The sequence below is a fragment of the Salipiger marinus genome (assembly GCF_035481585.1).
GTDB lineage: Bacteria > Pseudomonadota > Alphaproteobacteria > Rhodobacterales > Rhodobacteraceae > Salipiger > Salipiger marinus.
In genome coordinates this window covers 26603-45344 of the sequence record NZ_JAYKSL010000018.1, presented here as the reverse complement: position 1 = coordinate 45344, position 18742 = coordinate 26603, and the positions used below count along the sequence as shown (strand labels likewise).

The window sequence follows — 18742 nt, the reverse complement described above, 5'->3', positions numbered from 1 at the left end:
CTCCCTTGGCTGGAGATGTCGTGATCAGCGCAACCCGTCCGCGCCGGTGATGTCTTCGTGGCGCAGCCCGCCCACGCGCGGGTCGGGCCGTCCGGTCAGGGCCAGCGCCACCGCCACCACGATCTCGCCCGCACGGGGCGCATCGGGGATGGTCAGGCGCATGCCGTCGAAATGGCTGCGGACATAGGCCGCGTCCTTGTGGCCCAAGGGCACGTCGATCACCGCCCCCGGACCGCCCATCGCCTTGGAGGACGGGACCAGCGCCGTGCCCCCGCCCAGCACGGCGCGCAGCGGCGCGCCCATCTGCGGATGCAGCAGGGCGGCGGCATGTTCCAGCTCGCCCTCCTCGCCCACAAGGGCGGCCTTGCCATAGCTCTGCACCGCCTCGGGTGCGCAGCCAAGGGCTGTCAGCGCCTCCGCTCCCAGCAGCCCGCCCAGCGCAGCACCCATGTCGATCAGCGCCGCGAGGTCGGGCGCATACTGCCCGGCATGGGGATTGGCGATCACCGCCGCCGCCAGCGCACGGCGCGAGGGGGGCAGGTCGCGCCCCCGCTCGGCCCGCGTTTCCTCGACAAAGGTGATGAGCTTGCGCAGCTTCACCGCAACCCGTCCTCGCCCTTCACATCCGCCGCCGCGAGCCCGCCCATGCGGGCATGGATGCGCCCGCCGGTGGTCATCACCAGCACCAGCACGATTTCATCGGCGCGCGGCGCGTCGGGGATCCCCACCTCCATCGCGTCGTAATGCGACCGGACGTAAGAGGCGTTGGTATGCGTCACCGGCACGTCGAGCCGGGCACCGACCGGCCCCACCTTCTTGGTGGAGGGCACGATGGCCGCGCTTTTCTCGATGGCGTCGCGCATGGCGTAGCCGCCGGGCACATGCCAGAGCGCGCCATGCTCGATCTCGCCCGCAGCGCCGACGATGGCGCCCTTGCCATAACCTTCGACCTGCGCGGCATCACCGCCAAGCGCTGCCACCAGATCCTGCGCCATCTGGGCGCCAAGCGGTTCGAGATCCTTCATGAAGGGCGCGATGTCTTCCACATAGCGGCCCGCAAAGGGGTTCTTGATGACCGCCATGGCCGCCGCGCGGCGCTGCGGCACGTCGGGCGCGGGGCCGCCTTCGTGGTGGATGGTTTCAACGATCATCGCGGTCTTGCGGATCTGCGGCTCAGGCATGGGTCAAGTCCAGTCGTTCCAGTGAGGGGCCAAGGATGCGCCTTTGCCTGCCAAGCGCAAGGCAGCAGGCGCGGATCAGCCCGCGGTGGGTAAATTCTGCGGCGCGGGCCTCGCCCCGGTCCAGCGCCTGCGCGATGTCGGCTTCGGTCAGCGCGCCCACATCGGTGGTGACGGCGCGGGATCCCAGATCGCTGTCGGGGCTCAGCAGATCGGCGGGCTGCCGGGTGATGGCGGGATGGCCGGGCAGATCCACCGCATTGGCGATCAGCGTGGCGGCGGCATCCGCCTCTGCCGCGCTGCGGGCCAGCACGGTCACGGCATCGGCGATGCCGAGGGACTGCGACCGCCCGCGCCAGCCGCTGGTGGCGACACCGCCCACGCCATCGCCGGGCGCGATGCTGGCCCGGGCCCCGGGCGCGCGGCGGAGCGGATCCTCGCAGACCATCAGCCGCAGCGGCGTGGTCCCGGTCCAGAGCGCGATATCGCCGCCATTGTTGACATGGGCGCGGGTCAGCCCGTGGCCGGGGGGCAGCAGGGCGGCCAGCACAAAATCCGCCACCGCCCCCGCCACCGCCGCCATGGGCGTGACGAAAATGGGCGCAAAGGGAGCCGTCACCGCCACCATGCGCCGCGCGACAGCGCCCTGCGGGGCGGGGCCATGGGGGCTGCGCAGCCGGGGCAGTTCGGCGGCAAGCTCTGCCAGCAGCGGGGCAAAGGCGGCGCGGGCCCGGGCATGGGCCTGTGCCACGGCGGGGGCGGGGCCTTCTGCCGTCACGATCAGGTCGATGGGGCCATGGATCAGCCGCAGCCGCCCGTCCTGCGCCAGATGCGCCGTGGGGGCTTCGGCCCAGCCCATCAGGCCAGTTCCCCGCTGCGCGACACCGGCCATGGCGCGCCCTTCTTGCGGGTTTCCGACCGGCGGCCCGACAGGCGGTGGTCGTTCTGCCGACCCGTCAGGCCCTGCATCGCCTGTTCCAGCGGCATGACGTAATCCATATGCCCGCCAAGCGCCTGATAATCGGCGCGCGACATGGTGAATTCGATGGGCGCCACCAGCGCGGGCGTGGGCACATAGCCAAAGGCGTTTTTTGGCATCTGCGTCACATCGGCCATGAAGGTGATGCCGCCGCCGGGCCACATCATCACCGGCGCGCCGCCGCAGGTCACCCGGGTCAGACGGCTTTGCACCGACCGCGTCAGGCTCACCGGGTTTTCGGTGACGCCGGAGCGCAGTGAGCCGCCAGCCCCGGCCATGAACAGCACAGAGGCCAGCGAGGGTTCGCAGTTCTCCTCGATCCGCCGGACCGAGGGCAGCAGCCGCGCGGGCATCTCCTGCTGCACCGGCACCAGATCGGTATTCAGCTCATAATAGGCGGCATGTTCGCCGGTGGTCGACACCATCAGCAGCGACAGGCCGGGCCATGCCTCGGGCTTCCATGTGTCAAGGATGGCCAGAGGGTCGATCAGATCGGTGCCGCCCCAGCCGGTGCCGGGTTCGGCCACCTGAAAATACCGCCCCGGCGTCGACCGGCGGCCCTTGATGCGGATGCCGGTCTGCGGCCAGCCGATGACCTTGCCCGCCTGATGTTCGGACATCACGCCGGTGATGTGGTCATCGACCACCACCACCTCGTCCACCAGCCCCTTCCACTGCGCGGCGAACATGCCCACCGTGGCAGAGCCGCAGCCGACGCGCATCCGTTCCTCGCGCGCGCCATTGACCACCGGCGCCTGACCGGCAGCGATCTGCAGGTCCGCCCCGCCGTCGATGGTCAGATCGACCGTTGCGCCATTGCACAGGGCCAGCAGCGTGGCGCAGGTGACGCGGCCCTCTTTCTTGGAGCCGCCGGTCAGGTGATGCACGCCGCCCAAGCTCAGCATCTGGCTGCCATATTCCGAGGTGGTGACATGGCCGATCACCTCGCCCTCGGCGCGGACGGCGGCGCATTCGGCGCCCAGATGGCGGTCGGTGTCGATCTTCACCTTGGCGCCGCAATAGGAAAAGATGCCTTCGGTCACCACGGTGATCATGTCCACGTCCCGCGCGCGGGAGGCGACGATGAAGGGCGCGGGCTTGTAATCGGGATAGGTGGTGCCCGATCCGACGGCGGTGACAAAGGCATCCTCGCCCGACACGATCTCGCCATCCCATTCGCGGTCAAGGAAGGGCACCACGGCGCCATCCTCGCGGTTTTCCAGAATGGTCAGCGGGTCGAGCCGCACAAGCGCGCCGCCTTCGTTGGCATAGCGGTCACAGGCGCCCGCGCGGCCTTCGGCGATGTAGCACATGACCGGACAGGCATCGCAGCGGATCTTCTCCGGCTTGTCGGCGGCGCTGCGGCGCGCGGGGGGGGCGATGGTGTCGGTCACGGCGCTGGCTCCGGTTCTGCGAGGCTCGCGTAATTCGTTTGTATACGAACGCACGCGACTCGATTGTCTGTCAACAAGTTTGCGTCTCCGAGGGGGGCGGTTCAGTCGACGAAGGCCTTTTCGACCACGAATTCGGCAGGCTTGTTGTTCGCCCCCTCGGTCAGCCCCAGATCAAGGCAGATCTGGCGGCAGTCCTGCAGCATCTGCACCGATCCGCAGATCATCACCCGGTCTTCCTCGGGGGTGATCGCGGGCAGATCCAGCGCCTGATGCACGGCGCCCGAGGTCAGCAGATCGGTGATCCGCCCGGTCACCCGGTAAGGTTCGCGCGTGGTGGCATTATAAAGCCGCAGCCGACCCGTCGCCGCCTCGCCCACCAGCGGATCCGCCAGCGTGGCGGCGGTGATTTCGGCGCCATAGGCCAGTTCGCTGACCAGCCGGCTGCCCTGCATCAGAATCACCTGATCGAAGCGGTCATAGGTTTCCGGATCGCGGATCAGCGAGGCAAAGGGCGCGATGCCGGTGCCGGTGGACAGCATCCACAGCCGCTTGCCGGGGCGCAGCGCGTCCAGCACCAGCGTGCCGGTGGGCTTCTTGCGCATCAGCACCGTGTCGCCCACCGCCACCTTCTGCAGATGCTCGGTCAGCGGGCCATCCGGCACCTTGATGGAATAGAATTCCAGCTCTTCATCCCATGCGGGCGAGGCCACGGAATAGGCGCGGAATACCGGGCGTTCGGCATTGGGCAGGCCGATCATCACGAACTCCCCCGACCGGAAGCGGAAGCTGGCGGGGCGGGTCACCCGGAACCGGAACAGGCGGTCGGTGTAATGCTGCACCTCGGTCACGGTCAGCGCAAAACAGTTGGCAGGTGCCGCGAATCCCGCATCGGCGCCACGATAGACAAGAGTGGGGGCAAGCTCGGTCACAGGGTGCTCCTCTTTGCATCATTTCGCAGCAGATGCTGGCGGAAAATTCATTCGTATACAAACGAAATTCACTTTCTGGCCCGAAATCACCAGACAGCCGCTCAAGGCAATTGACAACTTTTCGGGCATCTTCCTAGGCTGTGCTTGTATCGTTTGCATACGAATGAAGTCTCGCCACCCGATTTCCCCGACAGGAGGCCGCCATGACGCTTCACCGCCCCGAATCGCTGGAGGATGCGCTTGCGCTGCTGGGGCAGGGCGGCGCCCGTCTGCTGGCGGGAGGGACCGACCTTTATCCGGCGCTGCGCGACGGGCCGCCGCCACCGGCGCTGATCGACCTGACAGGGGTGCCGGATCTGCAGGGCATCCGCCGCGACGCCTCTGGCTGGCGGATCGGCGGGGCGGTGACATGGCGGCAGATCCTGCGCGCCGAGCTGCCGCCGCTTTTTGCGGGGCTGAAAGCCGCCGCGCGCGAGGTGGGATCGGTGCAGATCCAGTCCGCCGGCACCGTGGCGGGCAACCTGTGCAACGCCTCGCCCGCCGCCGATGGCGTGCCCGCGCTGCTGGCGCTGGAGGCGGAGGTGGCGCTGGCAGGCCCCGAAGGCCCCCGCCGCCTGCCGCTGGCGGAGTTCCTGCTGGGGCCGCGCCGCACCGCGCTGGGCGCAGGCGAGATCGTGACCGCGCTGCATGTGCCCGACCGGTCTGGCACCGGCGGCTTCGGCAAGCTGGGGGCGCGGCGCTATCTGGTCATCTCCATCGCCATGGTGGGGGTGGTGGTCGACTGGCAGCAGGGCCGCATTGCCGCCGCCCGCGTGGCGGTGGGGGCCTGTTCGCCGGTGGCGGTAAGGCTCGGCGCGCTGGAGGCCGCGCTTGTCGGCCAGCGCGCCGCCGATCTGCGCGCGGTGGTGGTGGCGGCCCCGCTGCCGGAGCTTGCGCCCATCGACGACGTGCGCGCCAGCGCCGACTATCGCCGCGATGCGGTGCGCCCGCTGATCCATGATACGCTGCACAAGACGCTGGAGGTGTCCCATGTCGCTTGACGCGCCGCTTGGCCATATCGGCTTTACGCTCAACGGGGCGGAGGTGACCGTGCCCGCCGCCGCCACCGCCCGGCTGTCCGAGGTGCTGCGCGATCAGGCGGGCGCGCGGGACGTGAAGGTGGGCTGCAATGCCGGGGATTGCGGCGCCTGCACCGTGCTGCTGGACGGCGTGCCGGTCTGTGCCTGCATCACCGCCGCAGGGCAAGCGCAGGGCCGGGTGATCGAGACACAGGCGGGGCTGGTGGCGCGGGATGCCGATGCGCGGCGGCTGGCGCAGGCCTTCCAGCGGCATCAGGCGGCGCAATGCGGCATCTGCACGCCGGGCATGATGGTTTCCGCCGTGGCGCTGCTGCGCGAGCGCGCGCCCTTGGATGAAGGCGCTGTCGCGGATGCGCTGGGCGGCGTGCTCTGCCGCTGCACCGGCTATCGCAAGATCATCGCCGCCGTTCTTGATGCCTCCGACGCGCCGCTGCTGACCGAGGGCGGGGTGGGGGCCTCCATCGCGCGGCTGGATGGCTGGCCCAAGGTGGCGGGTACCGAACGGTTTGGCGATGACGTGGCCCCCGGCGATGCGCTGGTGGTCAAGGCGATCCGGGCGCCGCATCACCGCGCCGCCTTCACCTTCGGCGATCTGGAGGCGTATCGGCGCAAGACCGGGCTCGACCTGATCCTGACCGCCGCCGACATTCCCGGGCGCAACGCCTTTGGCGTGATCCCCGGCTTCGAGGATCAGCCGGTTCTGGCCGAGACCGAGACGCGCTTCCGGCTGGAGGCGGTCGCCGCCGTGGTGGGCCGGGCCGAGATCGTCGCCAATCTGCCGCCCTTTCCGGTCAGCTACACCGAACTGCCCGCCGCCCTGATCCCGTCAGAGGCGGGGGCGGTCGCGGATCTGCACCCCGGGCGCGAGGGCAACGTGATGTGCCGGGGCCATGTCTCGCGCGGGGATGCCGTGGCAGCACTTGCCGCCTCCGCCCATGTGGTGGAGGGGCATTTTTCCACCGGCTTCATCGAACACGGCTATATCGAACCCGAAGCGGCCTCCGCCCGCCGCATCGGCGACCGGATCGAGGTCAGCTGCTGCACGCAGGCGCCTTACATGAACCGCGACGGGCTGGCGGGCATCCTTGGCCTTGCGCCAGAGGCGGTGCGCATCCTGCCCACGGCGGTAGGGGGCGGGTTCGGATCGAAGCTTGACCTGACCGCGCAGCCCTTCGTGGCGCTGGCGGCATGGCGGCTGGGGCGCCCGGTGCGCATGGCCTATAGCCGCGTCGAAAGCATCGCCACCTCGACCAAACGCCACCCGTCGGAAACCTACATGCAGATCGGCTGCGACGCGACGGGCCGCATCACCGCCGCGCGGTTCGAGGGTACGTTCAACACCGGCGCCTATGCCAGCTGGGGGCCGACCGTGGCCAACCGCGTGCCGATCCATGCCTCCGGCCCCTATCTGACCCCCAGCTATCAGGCGGACAGCGCTGCGATCCACACCCATACCGCGCCCTCTGGCGCCTTCCGGGGCTTCGGCGTGCCGCAATCGGCGGTGGCGCAGGAGCAGCTTTACGACCTGCTGGCCGAACGGGTGGGCATGGACCGGCTGGCCTTCCGCCGCCTGAACTGCCTGCGCAACGGCGATCCCACCGTGACCGGGCAGGTCTTTGACACCGGCATGGGCATCGACGCCTGCCTTGATGCGCTGGCCCCGCACTGGGACCGCGCGCTGGCCGAGGCGGAGGCCTTCAACGCCACCAGCACGCGGGTCAAACGCGGCATCGGCATCGCCTCGGGCTGGTATGGCTGCGGCAACACCTCCATGTCGAACCCCTCCACCATCCGGGCGGGGATCACTGCGGCGGGCGAGATCTGCTTGCATCAGGGCGCGGTGGATATTGGCCAAGGCTCCAACACCGTGATCCTGCAGATCTTCGCCGAGGCGCTGGGCGTGCCGGTCTCTGCCATCACCCGCATCGGCGCCGATACCGACCTGACCCCGGATGCGGGCAAGACCTCGGCCAGCCGCCAGACCTTTGTCACCGGCAATGCTGCGCGGCTCTGCGGGGCGGCGCTGCGCGCACAGATCCTGCGGCTGGGCAATGTCTCCGACGCGGCGGTGATCCATGTCACCCCCGGCGCGCTGGAACTGTCCGAAGGCGGTGCCACCCGCCGCATCGCGCTGGAGCCGGGCGCGGGCCCCTATGCGCTGGAGGCGAGCGAAACCTACGATCCGCCCACCACGCCTCTGGATGCGCGCGGGCAGGGCGCGCCCTATGCCGTGTTCGGCACCGCCGCGCAGATGGCAGAGCTGGAGGTGGATCTGGATCTGGGCACGGTCCGGCTGCGCCACATCACCGCCGCGCATGACGTGGGCCGCGCCATCAACCCGCTTTCCGCCGAAGGCCAGATCGAAGGCGGCGTGGCGCAGGGTCTGGGGCTGGCGCTGATGGAGGAATTCCTGCCCGGCCGCACCGAGAACCTGCACGATTACCTCATTCCCACCATGGGCGACGTGCCGCCCGTCCGGTCGATCCTGATCGAATCCGGCGATGCCCATGGCCCCTATGGCGCCAAGGGTCTGGGCGAGCACTGCCTCATCCCCACCGCCCCCGCCATCCTCAACGCCATCGCCCATGCCACCGGCGTGCGCATCCACCACCTGCCCGCCACCCCCGACCGGGTGCGCGCGGCGCTTTTGACCGCAGGCAAGACCCCAGCATGAAAGATCTCGACCAGACCGCCGATCACAGCGCAGAGCACAGCCCGGGCCAGATCTCCGGCCAGATCGCCGGGATCGACGTGGGCGGCACCTTCACCGATCTTGTGTTCTATGACGCCACGCAGGCGCGGGTGCGGCTGGCCAAGGTGCCCACCACGCTCGACAACCAGTCGCGCGGCGTGCTTGACGCGCTCGATGCCGCCGAGGTCGATGCCGCGGCGCTGGATCTGATCGTGCATGGCACCACCACCACCACCAATGCGGTGCTGGAACGGCGCCTGTGCCGCACCGGGCTGATCACCACCATGGGCTTCCGCGACGTGCTGGAGCTGGGCCGCCGCACCCGCCCGCAGGCCTATGGCATGAAGGGCCAGTTCCGTCCGCTGATCCCGCGCGACCTGCGGCTGGAGGTGCCCGAACGCATGCTGGCCAGCGGCGCCGTGCACACGGCTCTGGACGAGGATGCGCTGCGGCAGGCGCTGCGCGCGCTGGTGGCGCAGGATTGTGAATCGCTGGTGATCCATTTCCTGCACGCCTATGCCAACCCCGCCCATGAACTGCGCGCCGCCGAAATCGCGCGCGAGGAATGGCCCAATGGCAACATCACGCTGGGCCATGCGCTGCTGTCGGAAAGCCGCGAATACGAACGCGGCGTGACGGCGGCGGTCAATGCCAGCGTGCAGCCGCTGCTGCGCCGCTATGTGGAACGGCTGGCCGACCGGCTGGCCGAGCGCGGTTATACCCGCGACCTGCTGGTGATGACCGGCAATGGCGGCATGGTCTCCGCGCGCATCGTCGCCGAAGAGGCGGCGAAGACCGTGATGTCCGGCCCCGCCTCGGGGGTGATGGCCGCCGCCTATACCGGCAGGCGGGCGGGCATTCCCGATCTTCTGACCTATGACATGGGCGGCACCTCCACAGATGTGGCGATGATCCGCGGCGCCGATCCCGCCGTCAGCCACGAAATCGAGATCGAATATGCCATGCCGATCCATGTGCCCATGGTCGACGTGCGCACCGTGGGTGCGGGCGGCGGATCGCTGGCGCGGATCGACGCCTCGGGGTTGCTGCAGGTGGGCCCCGACAGCGCCGGATCGGTGCCGGGGCCGATCTGCTACGGCAAGGGCGGCACCGAACCCACCATCTCGGATGCAAACATGCTGCTGGGGCGGATGAACCCCGCCCGGCTCAACACCATTCAGGGCGATGTGACGCTGGCCGATATCGAGGCGGCCTTCGCACAAAAGCTGGGCGCGCCTTTGGGCCTTTCGGCAACCGGGGCGGCCTCGGCAGTGCTGCGCATCGCCACCGCCAAGATGGCCGATGCCGTGCGCATGGTGTCGATCTCGCTGGGCGAGGATCCGCGCGATTTTGCGCTTTTTGCCTTTGGCGGGGCGGGGCCGCTGCATGCCTGCGACATCGCCCGCGAACTGGGCGTGCCCCGGGTGCTGGTGCCCGCGCGCCCCGGCATCACCAATGCGCTGGGATGTATCGTGGCCGATCTGCGCCATGACTACGTGACCACCGTCAACCGCCCGCTCGCCGCCTGCGACATGGCGGAGGTCCACGCGCAGTTCGCCCGCCAGATCGAGGAAGGCCGCGCCGCCATCGCCCGCGAACGGGTGAAGATCGCCGATCTGCGCGTGACCCATTCCGTCGACATGCAGTTCATCGGCCAGACCCATCTGCTGCGCGTGGCGCTGCCCGGCCCCGCCCCCACGCGCGAGGATCTGGCCGAGCTTTTCGAACAGGCCTATTTCCGGCGCTTTCAGGTGGCGCTGCCGGAAATCCGGCCCGCACTGGTCAATGTCAACACCTCCGTCATCGGGCGCCGCCCCGAGGTCGATCTCTCGGCGCTGATCGACGCGGCAGGCCGCAGGCCCACGCTGGCCGAGGCGCGGACCGGCAGCCGCGCGGTGTTCTTCGACGACTGGCACGACACGCCGGTCTACTGGCGCGACCATCTGCCCGCCAGCGCCACGCTTGCGGGCCCCGCCATCGTCGAACAGATGGACTGCACGCTGGTGCTGTCGCCGGGCGATACCGCCACGCAGGATGCCGATGGCAACCTGATCGTCACGGTCAGGGCGCTGTGATGACCCGCGCCCGCCCTTCATCTTGCCCGACAAACTCCCGCCGGAGGCGGACCCGCGCCGCCACCGCCGCCCGCCCCGCCTTCGGAGGTCGCCATGACGCTTGATCCCATCACCCTCACCGTGATCCAGTCCGGCCTGCAGCAGGTCTGCGACGAGATGGATCTCACCTTTTCCCGCGCCGCCTTCTCGCCGGTGATCGCCGAGGCCAATGACCGCTCCGACGGCATCTATTCCGCCGAGGATGGCAGCCTGATCGCGCAGGGCTCGCAGGGCCTGCCGGTCTTTGTCGGGGTGATGCAGTATTCCACCGGCAAGATCATCGAGATGATCGCGGCAGGCACGGTGACCGCCCCTGAACCGGGTGACATCTACATCGTCAACGATCCCTATCTGGGCGGCACCCATCTGATGGACGTGCGCTTTGCCATGCCGGTCTGGCGCAATGGCAGGATCTTCTGCTGGCTCAGCAATACCGGCCACTGGCCCGATACCGGCGGCGCGGTGCCGGGGGGCTTTTCCGCCTCCGCCACCTCGGTGGAACAGGAGGGCCTGCGCCTGCCGCCGGTGCGGCTTTTCAAGAAAGGCGTGATGGATCCCGAGATCTACGCGATCATCTGCTCCAACATCCGCGTCGCCGAACAGCGCATCGGTGATGTGAAGGCGCAGGCGGCAGCGCTTTATGTCGGAGAGGCGCGGCTGACCCGGCTGCTCGACCGCTATGGCGATGCGCTGGTGCAGGAGGCCATCGCCGAACTGCGCAGCCGCGCCGCCCAGCAGATGCGCGCCCGCATCGCGGAAATCGCCCCCGGCACCTACCGCTCGGTGGCCTATATCGACAGCGACGGCGTGGTGAACGAGCCGCTGGAGATCCGGCTCGCCATCACCGCCAGCGGCGACCGCCTGAGCTTCGATTTCAGCGGCTCCTCGGCGCCCTGCGCGGGGCCGATGAATTCGGTGCTCGCCACCACGCTCAGCTCGGTCTATCTCGCCATGCGCCACATCTTTCCCGATGTGCCGATCAGCGCCGGCGCCTTCGAGCCGCTGGAGATCCAGCGCTCCGAGGGCACGTTTCTGGATGCGCAATATCCCCGCCCGGTCTCCGGCTGCGCCGCCGAGGTCAGCCAGCGCATCGCCGAGGCGGTGTTCGCCGCGCTTGTCGGCCCGCTGCCGCAGCGCGTCACCGCGTCCCCCGCCGGATCCTCGGGCAATTTTGCGCTGGGGGGCGAGGTGCCCGAGGAGGGCCGCAGCTTCGTCATGTACCAGATCTCGGGCGGCGGCTATGGCGGCTATGCCGGGGGCGACGGCATCTCCAACGGCTGCTCGACCATCGGCATCTCCAAGGCGCCGCCGGTGGAGATCATGGAACAGCAGTTTCCCGTGCTCTATCACCGCTACGCGCTGCGCGAAGGCTCGGGGGGCGCGGGGCAGCATCGCGGCGGCTTCGGGCTCGATTACGAGGTGGAGCTGCTGAAGGGAAATGCCCGCGCCAGTTTTGTCATGGATCACGGCCGCACCGGCCCGCAGGGCGCGCTGGGGGGCGGTGACGGCGCGGTGAACGAGGTGCGCGTGACCCGTGGCGGCGTCACCACCACGCCCGAGCATCTGTCCAAGGCGCAGGACATCCCGCTGGTGGCCGGGGACCGGGTGCGGGTGCGCACCCCCGGCGGCGGCGGCTATGGCGATCCTGCGCTGCGCGACCCGGCGCTGGTGGTCGAGGACGTGCGGCTGGGGCGCTACAGCGCCGAAGCGGCGGAGCGGCTCTTCCGCCCCGCCCCGTCGCCGCAGGACGCCTGAGCGGGGCAGGAGGGGGGCGCTGCCCCCCTCGGCGCGTGCCGCGCCTCACCCCCCGGGATATTTTTGCCAAGAAGAAGCGGCAGGCGCGCGACCTTCGTCCTTCTTCTTGGGTCAAATATCCCCGCCGGAGGCAAGCCGGACCGCGACGCTGGCACGGCCTGCGGTCTGCGCGCGGCGGTTCAGCCCATGCGTTCGGAGGCGTAGCTGCCGGGGGAGGCGGGGAAGACCACCGTCTTGTTGCCGTTGAGAAAGACGCGGCGGTGGATATGGGCATGGATGGCGCGGGCCAGCACCTGTGCCTCCACGTCGCGGCCAAGGCTGACGTAATCGTCCGGGCTCTGCGCATGGGTGACGCGGATGGTGTCCTGTTCGATGATCGGGCCTTCGTCGAGATCGGCGGTGACGTAATGCGAGGTGGCGCCGATCAGTTTCACGCCGCGCTCGAAGGCCTGCTTGTAGGGGTTGGCGCCCTTGAAGCTGGGCAGGAAGCTGTGGTGGATGTTGATGATCCGGCCCGACATCTTCTGGCACATCTCGTCGCTGAGGATCTGCATGTAGCGCGCCAGCACGATCAGGTCGGCGCCGGTTTCCTCGACCACGGCCATGATCTGCGCCTCGGCCTGCGGCTTGTTCTCCTTGGTGACGCGGATCATGTGGAAGGGGATGTCGTGATTCACCACCACCTTCTGGTAATCCATGTGGTTGGAGATCACCGCCACGATGTCGATGGGCAGCGCGCCGATCCGCCAGCGGTAGAGCAGGTCGTTCAGGCAGTGGCCGAAGCGCGACACCATGATGACCACCTTCATCTTGGCCTTCTCGTCATGGAACTGCGCCTGCATGGCAAAGCGGGTGGCGACCTCGGCGAAGGCGGGCTCCATCACCTCCAGCGTCGCGCCGGTTTCGGACTGGAAGCTGACGCGCATGAAGAAATTGCCGGTCTCCAGATCGTCGAACTGGGCGCTGTCGGTGATGTTGCAGCCATGCTCTGCCAGAAAGCCGGCGATGGCGGCGACGATGCCGCGGGTGGAGGGGCATTTGACGGTCAGCGCAAACGAGCTCATGCGGGTCTGTCCTTTGCGGAAAAAGGGATGGCGCCTCTGGCTGGCCGCTTATGGCGGGCGCGTCAAGGCCTCTGCCCGGTGTGATGCCCCAGCTGCGCGGCGGCGTGGCGCCTGCCCGCGACCTGTTCACTGCCGCGTGCGACACGCGGGCCGGGGCAGGGGCGGGCAGTTTCTTCTTGTGCCCTGCCGGACGGGGCGCCATGCTGGTGCCCATCTGCCCGGAGCCGCCGGAGATGCCGCCCCCCGTCATGACCGATCCCTCGTTCAGCACCCGCCTCGCCGATCTTCTGCGCTTCGTCTATCCGCAGCTTGATGCCGATATTCTGGCCAGTCAGGTGATCGAGGCGTTCTGGCCCGAGGGGCGGGGCCGCCGCCGCCGCCCGCGCCGTCCGGGCAACACGCTGTGGTCGCAGCGCGATGCGGTGCTGATCACCTATGGCGACAGCCTGATCGACGGGCGGCACAAGCCGCTGGACCTGCTGCGGCATTTCCTGACGGCGCGGCTGCGCGGGGTGGTGAACGGGGTGCATGTGCTGCCGTTCTTTCCCTATACCTCGGATGACGGCTTTGCGGTGACCGATTACCGCAAGGTGAATCCGCAGCTGGGCGACTGGTCCGACATCCGCCGCATTGGCCGCGACTTTCACCTGATGTCGGATCTGGTGCTGAACCATGTCTCGTCGCAGGGGGTGTGGTTCACCGCCTACCGGCAGGGGCAGGCGCCCTATGACCGCTTCTTCGTCGAAGCGGCACCCGAAGATGACCTGACGCAGGTGGTCCGCCCGCGCACCACGCCGCTGCTGCGCGAGGTCGACACCGCCATGGGCCGCCGCCATGTCTGGTGCACCTTCAGCCATGATCAGGTGGATCTGGATTTCGCCAATCCCGAGGTGCTGCTGGAGATCCTGCGCATCATCCGGCTGCATGTGGACCGGGGCGTGCGGATCATCCGGCTGGATGCGGTGGCCTTTCTGTGGAAGGAACCCGGCACCTCCTGCATCCACCTGCCGCAGACCCATGCCCTCATCCGCCTGCTGCGCCTGCTGGTGGATCATGCCAGCGAAACCGTGATCCTGCTGACCGAGACCAACGTGCCCAAGGCCGAGAACCTGAGCTATTTCGGCCACCGCAACGAGGCGCATATGGTCTACAACTTCCCGCTGCCGCCTTTGGTGCTGCATGCGATGCTGTCGGGCAGCGCCGCCTGTCTGAACGGCTGGCAGCGCGGCATGCCGCCCGCGCCGCTGGGATGCGCCTATCTGAACTTCACCGCCAGCCATGACGGCATCGGCATGCGCCCCGCCGAGGGGCTGCTGCCGCCTGCCGAGATCGGGCGCGTCATCGACACCATCCGCGACATTGGCGGGCTGGTGTCGATGCGCACGCTGCCCGGCGGCGGCGAGGCGCCTTACGAGCTGAACTGTTCGTTTTTTGCCGCCATGTCCCGCAGCTTCAAGGGAGAGGATCAGCACCATCTGGCGCGGTTTCTGGCCTCGCAGACCATCGTCATGTCGCTGGAGGGGATCCCGGCCTTTTACATCCATTCCATGCTGGGCACGCCCAATGACCTTGATGCGGTGGCGCGGCGCGGCATGAACCGGGCGATCAACCGGCACCGCTGGCACTATCCCCACCTGACCGCGGCGCTGGACGATCCCGGCACGGTGCAGGCGCAGGTTCTGGCGCAGCTGTCGGAGCGGCTGAGGCTGCGCGCGCGTCAGCCCGCCTTTCACCCCAATGCCACGCAGTTCACGCTGCGGCTTGACGAGCGGGTGTTCGGGCTGTGGCGGCAGTCGCTGGACCGGGACCAGTCGATCTTTGCCCTGCACAATGTCAGCGACGAGGAGGTGGAGATCCCCCATGACGCGCTGAACCTGATCGCCGACGAGCCGTGGCGCGACCTGCTGGGCGGGGAGGTGGTGGCGCAGGGCGGGGTCCGCCTTGCGCCCTATCAGTGCCGCTGGATTTCCAACCGCTGAGCGGCGTCAGAGCCCCAGCGAGCCCAGCAGGATCACGGTGATCAGGGCCACGACCGGGATCGCCACCGCCACCACGAAGATGTCGCCATAGCTTTTCTTGTGGGTCAGCCCGGTGATGGCCAGCAGCGTGACCACGGCGCCGTTATGCGGCAGCGCGTCGAACCCGCCAGAGGCCAGCGCGGTGACCCGGTGCATCAGCCCCATGCTGACGCCCTGTTCGGCCCCCATGGCGGCGAACTGTTCGCCAAGGGCTGCCAGCGCGATGGACATGCCGCCCGAGGCGGAGCCGGTGATGCCCGCCAGCACGTTGACCGCCACGGCCAGCGAGGCCACGGGATTGTCGGGAAAGAGCCCCAGCACCGCGTCGCGGATCAGCGCGAAGGCCGGAAGCGAGGCGATGACGGCGCCATATCCCACCTCGGAGGCGGTGTTGAAGATCGGCAGCAGCGAGCCCATGGTGCCGTTGTTCACGCTGTCCTTGAGGCTGGCGAAGCGGCTCCAGTTCAGCCCGATGGCCAGCGCGATGGACAGGGTCAGCGACACGATGATGGCCCAGATCCCCGCCACCTTGTCGAGGCTGGTGGCGCCATATTCGGGTTCTGCCAGATAGCCCGCCTCCATCTGCGGGAAGACCAGATAGGTGAAGATGGCGTTGAGCGCGATCACCGTCACCACCGGGGCTATGGCCACGGCAAAGCCGGGCAGGTTGGCATCTTCGGGCAGGGAGCTGTCGGCGGCGGTGGTTTCATGCGTGCCATAGCCTTCGGAGGCGCGGGCGGCGGCGGCGGCGCGCCGGTTCAGCCACAGCACCCCGCCTGCCAGCATGATGACCCCGGCCAGCGTGCCCAGAAGCGGGGCGGCAAAGACATTGGTGCCGAAGAACGGGATGGGGATGGCGTTCTGGATCGCGGGCGTGCCGGGAAAGGCGGTCATGGTGAAGGTGAACGACCCCAGCGCGATGGCGGCGGGCAGCAGGCGCTTGGGCACATCGGCGCGGCGGAACAGCGCGTTGGCGATGGGATAGATGGCAAAGGCCACCACGAACAGCGACACGCCGCCAAAGGTCAGCACGCCACAGGCCAGCACCACGGCAAGGATGGCGCGGTTGCCGCCCACCCAGTCCACGATGGTTTCGGCGATGGTGCGCGCGGCGCCGCTGTCAGCCATGACCTTGCCAAAGATCGCGCCCAGCAGGAACAGCGGGAAATAGGTGATGACATAGCCGCCCAGCGACTGCATGAACACCTGCGTGTAGGTGGCCAGCAGCGGCAGCCCGCCCGACAGCAGCACCGCCAGCAGCGACAGGAGCGGTGCCAGGATCAGCACGTTGATGCCGCGATAGGCCAGATACATCAGCAGCCCGAGCGATAGAACAATCCCCAAAAGACCCATGCGTTTCCTCCTGTCGTGATCTGCCGCGGGCCGGGTGGCGCGGCGCAAAGGTTCTACTTCCGGCAGAGCTAGCGCAAGTCAATGACGGGTCGGCAAAAACCCGGCCGCCGGCGGCGGTGCCGTGGCGGCAAGGCCTGCGGGTCAGCCAAACTCCGCCTCGTCCGCCGCGACGGCGGCGCGGAAATCCGCCAGCAGCGTCGGGTCGGCGGAATGCACCCGGTTCCATGTGGGGATGAACGGCGTTTCCTGCGGATTTTCGATGAACAGCTGGCCCGCGCGCACGATGTTTTCGCCGAACATCTCGATGCTGCGTTCCTCGGCATGGCGGTCGATCGCCAGCCCGTTCATGCGCGCATCGGCCCAGTAGGCCTCCAGCAGATCCAGCGCGGAGCGGTAATAGGTGGCTTTCAGCGTGCGGAAGACATGCGGGGTGAACACCGTGCCATCGGCGGCGAGCTTGCGGAAGATCGCCTTGCAGATGTCCACCGACATGCGCGACAGCCCCTGAGAGGCATCCTCGGGCGACAGATCCTGATGCTTGTGATCGTAGCTGTCGGCAATCTCCACCTGACAGACCTGCCGGGGGCCAAGGTTGCGCCATGCCTCGGACAGCACGCCGATTTCCAGCCCCCAGTCCGAGGGGATGCGCAGATCGGGCAGAAGCCCGGTGCGCAGCGCCATCTCTCCCGACAGCGGATAGCGGAAGGCGCGCAGGTAATCGATGTAATCGCGGTCGCCGATGGTGCGCTTGAGCGCGATCAGCAGCGGCGAGACCAAAAGCCGCGTCACCCGCCCGTTGAGCTTGCCCTGACCGATCCGCGCGTAATAGCCCTTGGACAGCTGATAGGAAAAGCCGGGATGCGCCACGGGATAGACCAGCCGGTGCAGCATCTCGCGCCGGTAGGTGACGATGTCGCAGTCATGGATCGCCATCACCGCGCTGTCGGCGCAGGAAATCAGATAGCCCATGCAGCCCCAGACATTGCGGCCCTTGCCCGGCTCCTGCGGGGCGAGCCCCAGCGCATCCAGCCGCGCCATGATGTTGAGCATCCGGGGGCTGTCGTTCCAGATCACCGTGGTCTGCTGCGGCAGCACCGAGAAGAAATCGCGCGCGTGGCGATACTGCGCCTCGTCGGCGCGGTCGAGCCCGATGATGATGCGGTGCAGATAGCTGACCTGCGCCAGTTCCGACAGGATGCCGGGCAGCGCCTCGCCCTCCAGTTCCGAATAGAGGCTGGGCAGCACCAGCGAAATCTTGCGGCTTTGAGCAAAGGTCTCAAGTTCGTAGACCAGTTCCTCAAGCGGGCGCGCCCGCAGGTTGTGGAACTGCGCGATATTGCCGTTCTGCTGGAAGTCCGCCATGGGTCAGGTCTCCGGAAAACCAAGATCGGAAAGATGCGCCAGCACCGCCGCGTTCCAGCCTTCGGGGCCGGGCAGGGCGCTGCGCGTGATATGGCCCGTGACCTCGCCCGGCAGGGGCGGGACGGGGCGGCCATGGGGATTGGGCAGGATGACGCCGCGCGTGGCGGTCTGCAGCATTTCCGCATCATTGGGCGCGTCGCCAAGCGCCAAGGACTGCTCTGCCCCCAGATCGGACATGATCGCCGCCATCTGATCCGCCTTCGTGCCGCCATGGGACAGGGTCAGGAACCGCCCGCCCTGTCGCGCCTGCAGGCCTTGGGCCGCCAGCACCTGCAGAAACCGGGCAAGCTGCGACTCGGTCCCGGACCACAGGCCCGGTTCGCTGAACCGGCGGTCACGGGCGCGGGCGGCATCCTCGGGGGGAAGACCGGTCAGCGCCGCCACCTCGGCGGCGTCCATGTCGCCAAAGCCGCGGAACCCCGCGCGCACCTCGCGGGGCAGGGCGTCCAGCGCGGCGCGCAGGCGGGGATAGTCGTCGCAGGCCGGGGGCTGCCCCGGCACCATGCGCTGCGCGCCGTTTTCCACCAGCGCGGGCCAGTGGCCCAGACCAAGCGCGGCATGCAGCGGCGCGATCTCGGCGGCGGTCTTGGACGAGGCGAGGATCAGCGGGATGTTGTGACGGCGCAGGGCTGCCAGCGCGGGGGCTGCGGCATCATAGCGATAGCTGCCATGATCCAGCAGCGTGCCGTCAAGATCGGTAAACACCACCAGCCGCATGCCTGCTCCGTCTTTCTGCCCTGCAGAAAGACTAATGTGGCGCGGCGG

14 protein-coding genes are annotated in these 18742 nt (G+C 68.5%); 5 read left to right on the top strand and 9 right to left on the bottom strand.

From position 1 onward, the window contains the following. Positions 1–24: 24 nt before the first annotated feature. From VK682_RS20115 to VK682_RS20095, 5 genes are all read right to left on the bottom strand, one after another. Positions 25–600, bottom strand: a complete 576-nt coding sequence (locus VK682_RS20115; RefSeq protein ID WP_230797448.1) for an amino acid synthesis family protein — start codon at positions 598–600, stop codon at positions 25–27. Next, on the bottom strand, positions 597–1181 hold the full coding sequence (locus VK682_RS20110; protein WP_089844320.1) for an amino acid synthesis family protein: 585 nt from the start codon (positions 1179–1181) through the stop codon (positions 597–599). The genes VK682_RS20115 and VK682_RS20110 overlap by 4 nt, the downstream gene beginning before the upstream one ends. Continuing rightward, positions 1174–2070 (bottom strand): UPF0280 family protein, encoded by an 897-nt coding sequence (locus tag VK682_RS20105; RefSeq protein WP_230797447.1) that lies wholly within the window; start codon positions 2068–2070, stop codon positions 1174–1176. Before VK682_RS20105 ends, VK682_RS20110 begins: the two co-directional genes overlap by 8 nt. Continuing rightward, positions 2037–3470, bottom strand: a complete 1434-nt coding sequence (locus VK682_RS20100; RefSeq protein WP_230797498.1) for a 6-hydroxynicotinate reductase — start codon at positions 3468–3470, stop codon at positions 2037–2039. Before VK682_RS20100 ends, VK682_RS20105 begins: the two co-directional genes overlap by 34 nt. Positions 3471–3652: 182 nt before the next feature. After that, the gene (locus VK682_RS20095) at positions 3653–4480 is read right to left on the bottom strand and encodes a ferredoxin--NADP reductase (protein WP_380715336.1); all 828 of its coding nucleotides are present in this window, start codon (positions 4478–4480) and stop codon (positions 3653–3655) included. A 203-nt stretch (positions 4481–4683) separates the two neighbouring features. Between VK682_RS20095 and VK682_RS20090 the strand changes: the two genes are divergently transcribed. The 4 genes from VK682_RS20090 to VK682_RS20075 all read left to right on the top strand — a co-directional run bounded on the left by VK682_RS20090 (position 4684) and on the right by VK682_RS20075 (position 12120). Next, complete coding sequence (locus VK682_RS20090; protein ID WP_230797446.1) at positions 4684–5520, top strand: FAD binding domain-containing protein; 837 nt, start codon at positions 4684–4686, stop codon at positions 5518–5520. Further along, positions 5510–8233, top strand: a complete 2724-nt coding sequence (locus tag VK682_RS20085; RefSeq protein WP_230797445.1) for a molybdopterin-dependent oxidoreductase — start codon at positions 5510–5512, stop codon at positions 8231–8233. Before VK682_RS20090 ends, VK682_RS20085 begins: the two co-directional genes overlap by 11 nt. Next, positions 8230–10326: a hydantoinase/oxoprolinase family protein gene (locus VK682_RS20080; protein ID WP_230797444.1), complete on the top strand. Its 2097-nt coding sequence runs from the start codon at positions 8230–8232 to the stop codon at positions 10324–10326. The genes VK682_RS20085 and VK682_RS20080 overlap by 4 nt, the downstream gene beginning before the upstream one ends. A 93-nt stretch (positions 10327–10419) precedes the next feature. Then, entirely contained in the window at positions 10420–12120 is a 1701-nt protein-coding gene (locus tag VK682_RS20075; protein ID WP_324782453.1) for a hydantoinase B/oxoprolinase family protein, read from the top strand. A 179-nt stretch (positions 12121–12299) separates the two neighbouring features. Here VK682_RS20075 and purU read toward each other — a convergent pair whose 3' ends face one another. Further along, positions 12300–13184 (bottom strand): formyltetrahydrofolate deformylase, encoded by an 885-nt coding sequence (purU, locus tag VK682_RS20070; RefSeq protein ID WP_089844307.1) that lies wholly within the window; start codon positions 13182–13184, stop codon positions 12300–12302. A 248-nt stretch (positions 13185–13432) separates the two neighbouring features. On the opposite strand from purU, the gene VK682_RS20065 reads away from it, so the two are divergent. Next, a complete protein-coding gene (locus VK682_RS20065) occupies positions 13433–15163 on the top strand; it encodes a sugar phosphorylase (protein WP_230797496.1) in 1731 nt (576 codons plus the stop codon). Between the two features lie 6 nt (positions 15164–15169). Here the strand turns inward: VK682_RS20065 and VK682_RS20060 are convergent, their stop codons facing one another. The 3 genes from VK682_RS20060 to VK682_RS20050 all read right to left on the bottom strand — a co-directional run bounded on the left by VK682_RS20060 (position 15170) and on the right by VK682_RS20050 (position 18694). Then, positions 15170–16555: a GntP family permease gene (locus VK682_RS20060; RefSeq protein WP_230797442.1), complete on the bottom strand. Its 1386-nt coding sequence runs from the start codon at positions 16553–16555 to the stop codon at positions 15170–15172. A gap of 141 nt (positions 16556–16696) precedes the next feature. Then, complete coding sequence (locus tag VK682_RS20055) at positions 16697–17917, bottom strand: glycosyltransferase family protein (protein ID WP_230797441.1); 1221 nt, start codon at positions 17915–17917, stop codon at positions 16697–16699. Positions 17918–17920: 3 nt separating this feature from the next. After that, positions 17921–18694 (bottom strand): HAD-IIB family hydrolase, encoded by a 774-nt coding sequence (locus VK682_RS20050; protein ID WP_324782452.1) that lies wholly within the window; start codon positions 18692–18694, stop codon positions 17921–17923. Between the last annotated feature and the right edge of the window lie 48 nt (positions 18695–18742).

Bases quoted from the DNA above. Each gene is read 5' to 3' on its own strand.
- VK682_RS20060 (WP_230797442.1), bottom strand. From the start codon at position 16,555: ATGGGTCTTTTGGGGATTGTTCTATCGCTCGGGCTGCTGATGTATCTG.
- VK682_RS20090 (WP_230797446.1), top strand. From the start codon at position 4,684: ATGACGCTTCACCGCCCCGAATCGCTGGAGGATGCGCTTGCGCTGCTG.
- VK682_RS20100 (WP_230797498.1), bottom strand. From the start codon at position 3,470: ATGTGCTACATCGCCGAAGGCCGCGCGGGCGCCTGTGACCGCTATGCC.
- VK682_RS20075 (WP_324782453.1), top strand. From the start codon at position 10,420: ATGACGCTTGATCCCATCACCCTCACCGTGATCCAGTCCGGCCTGCAG.
- purU (WP_089844307.1), bottom strand. From the start codon at position 13,184: ATGAGCTCGTTTGCGCTGACCGTCAAATGCCCCTCCACCCGCGGCATC.
- VK682_RS20105 (WP_230797447.1), bottom strand. From the start codon at position 2,070: ATGGCCGGTGTCGCGCAGCGGGGAACTGGCCTGATGGGCTGGGCCGAA.
- VK682_RS20050 (WP_324782452.1), bottom strand. From the start codon at position 18,694: ATGCGGCTGGTGGTGTTTACCGATCTTGACGGCACGCTGCTGGATCAT.
- VK682_RS20065 (WP_230797496.1), top strand. From the start codon at position 13,433: ATGACCGATCCCTCGTTCAGCACCCGCCTCGCCGATCTTCTGCGCTTC.
- VK682_RS20080 (WP_230797444.1), top strand. From the start codon at position 8,230: ATGAAAGATCTCGACCAGACCGCCGATCACAGCGCAGAGCACAGCCCG.
- VK682_RS20085 (WP_230797445.1), top strand. From the start codon at position 5,510: ATGTCGCTTGACGCGCCGCTTGGCCATATCGGCTTTACGCTCAACGGG.
- VK682_RS20055 (WP_230797441.1), bottom strand. From the start codon at position 17,917: ATGGCGGACTTCCAGCAGAACGGCAATATCGCGCAGTTCCACAACCTG.
- VK682_RS20110 (WP_089844320.1), bottom strand. From the start codon at position 1,181: ATGCCTGAGCCGCAGATCCGCAAGACCGCGATGATCGTTGAAACCATC.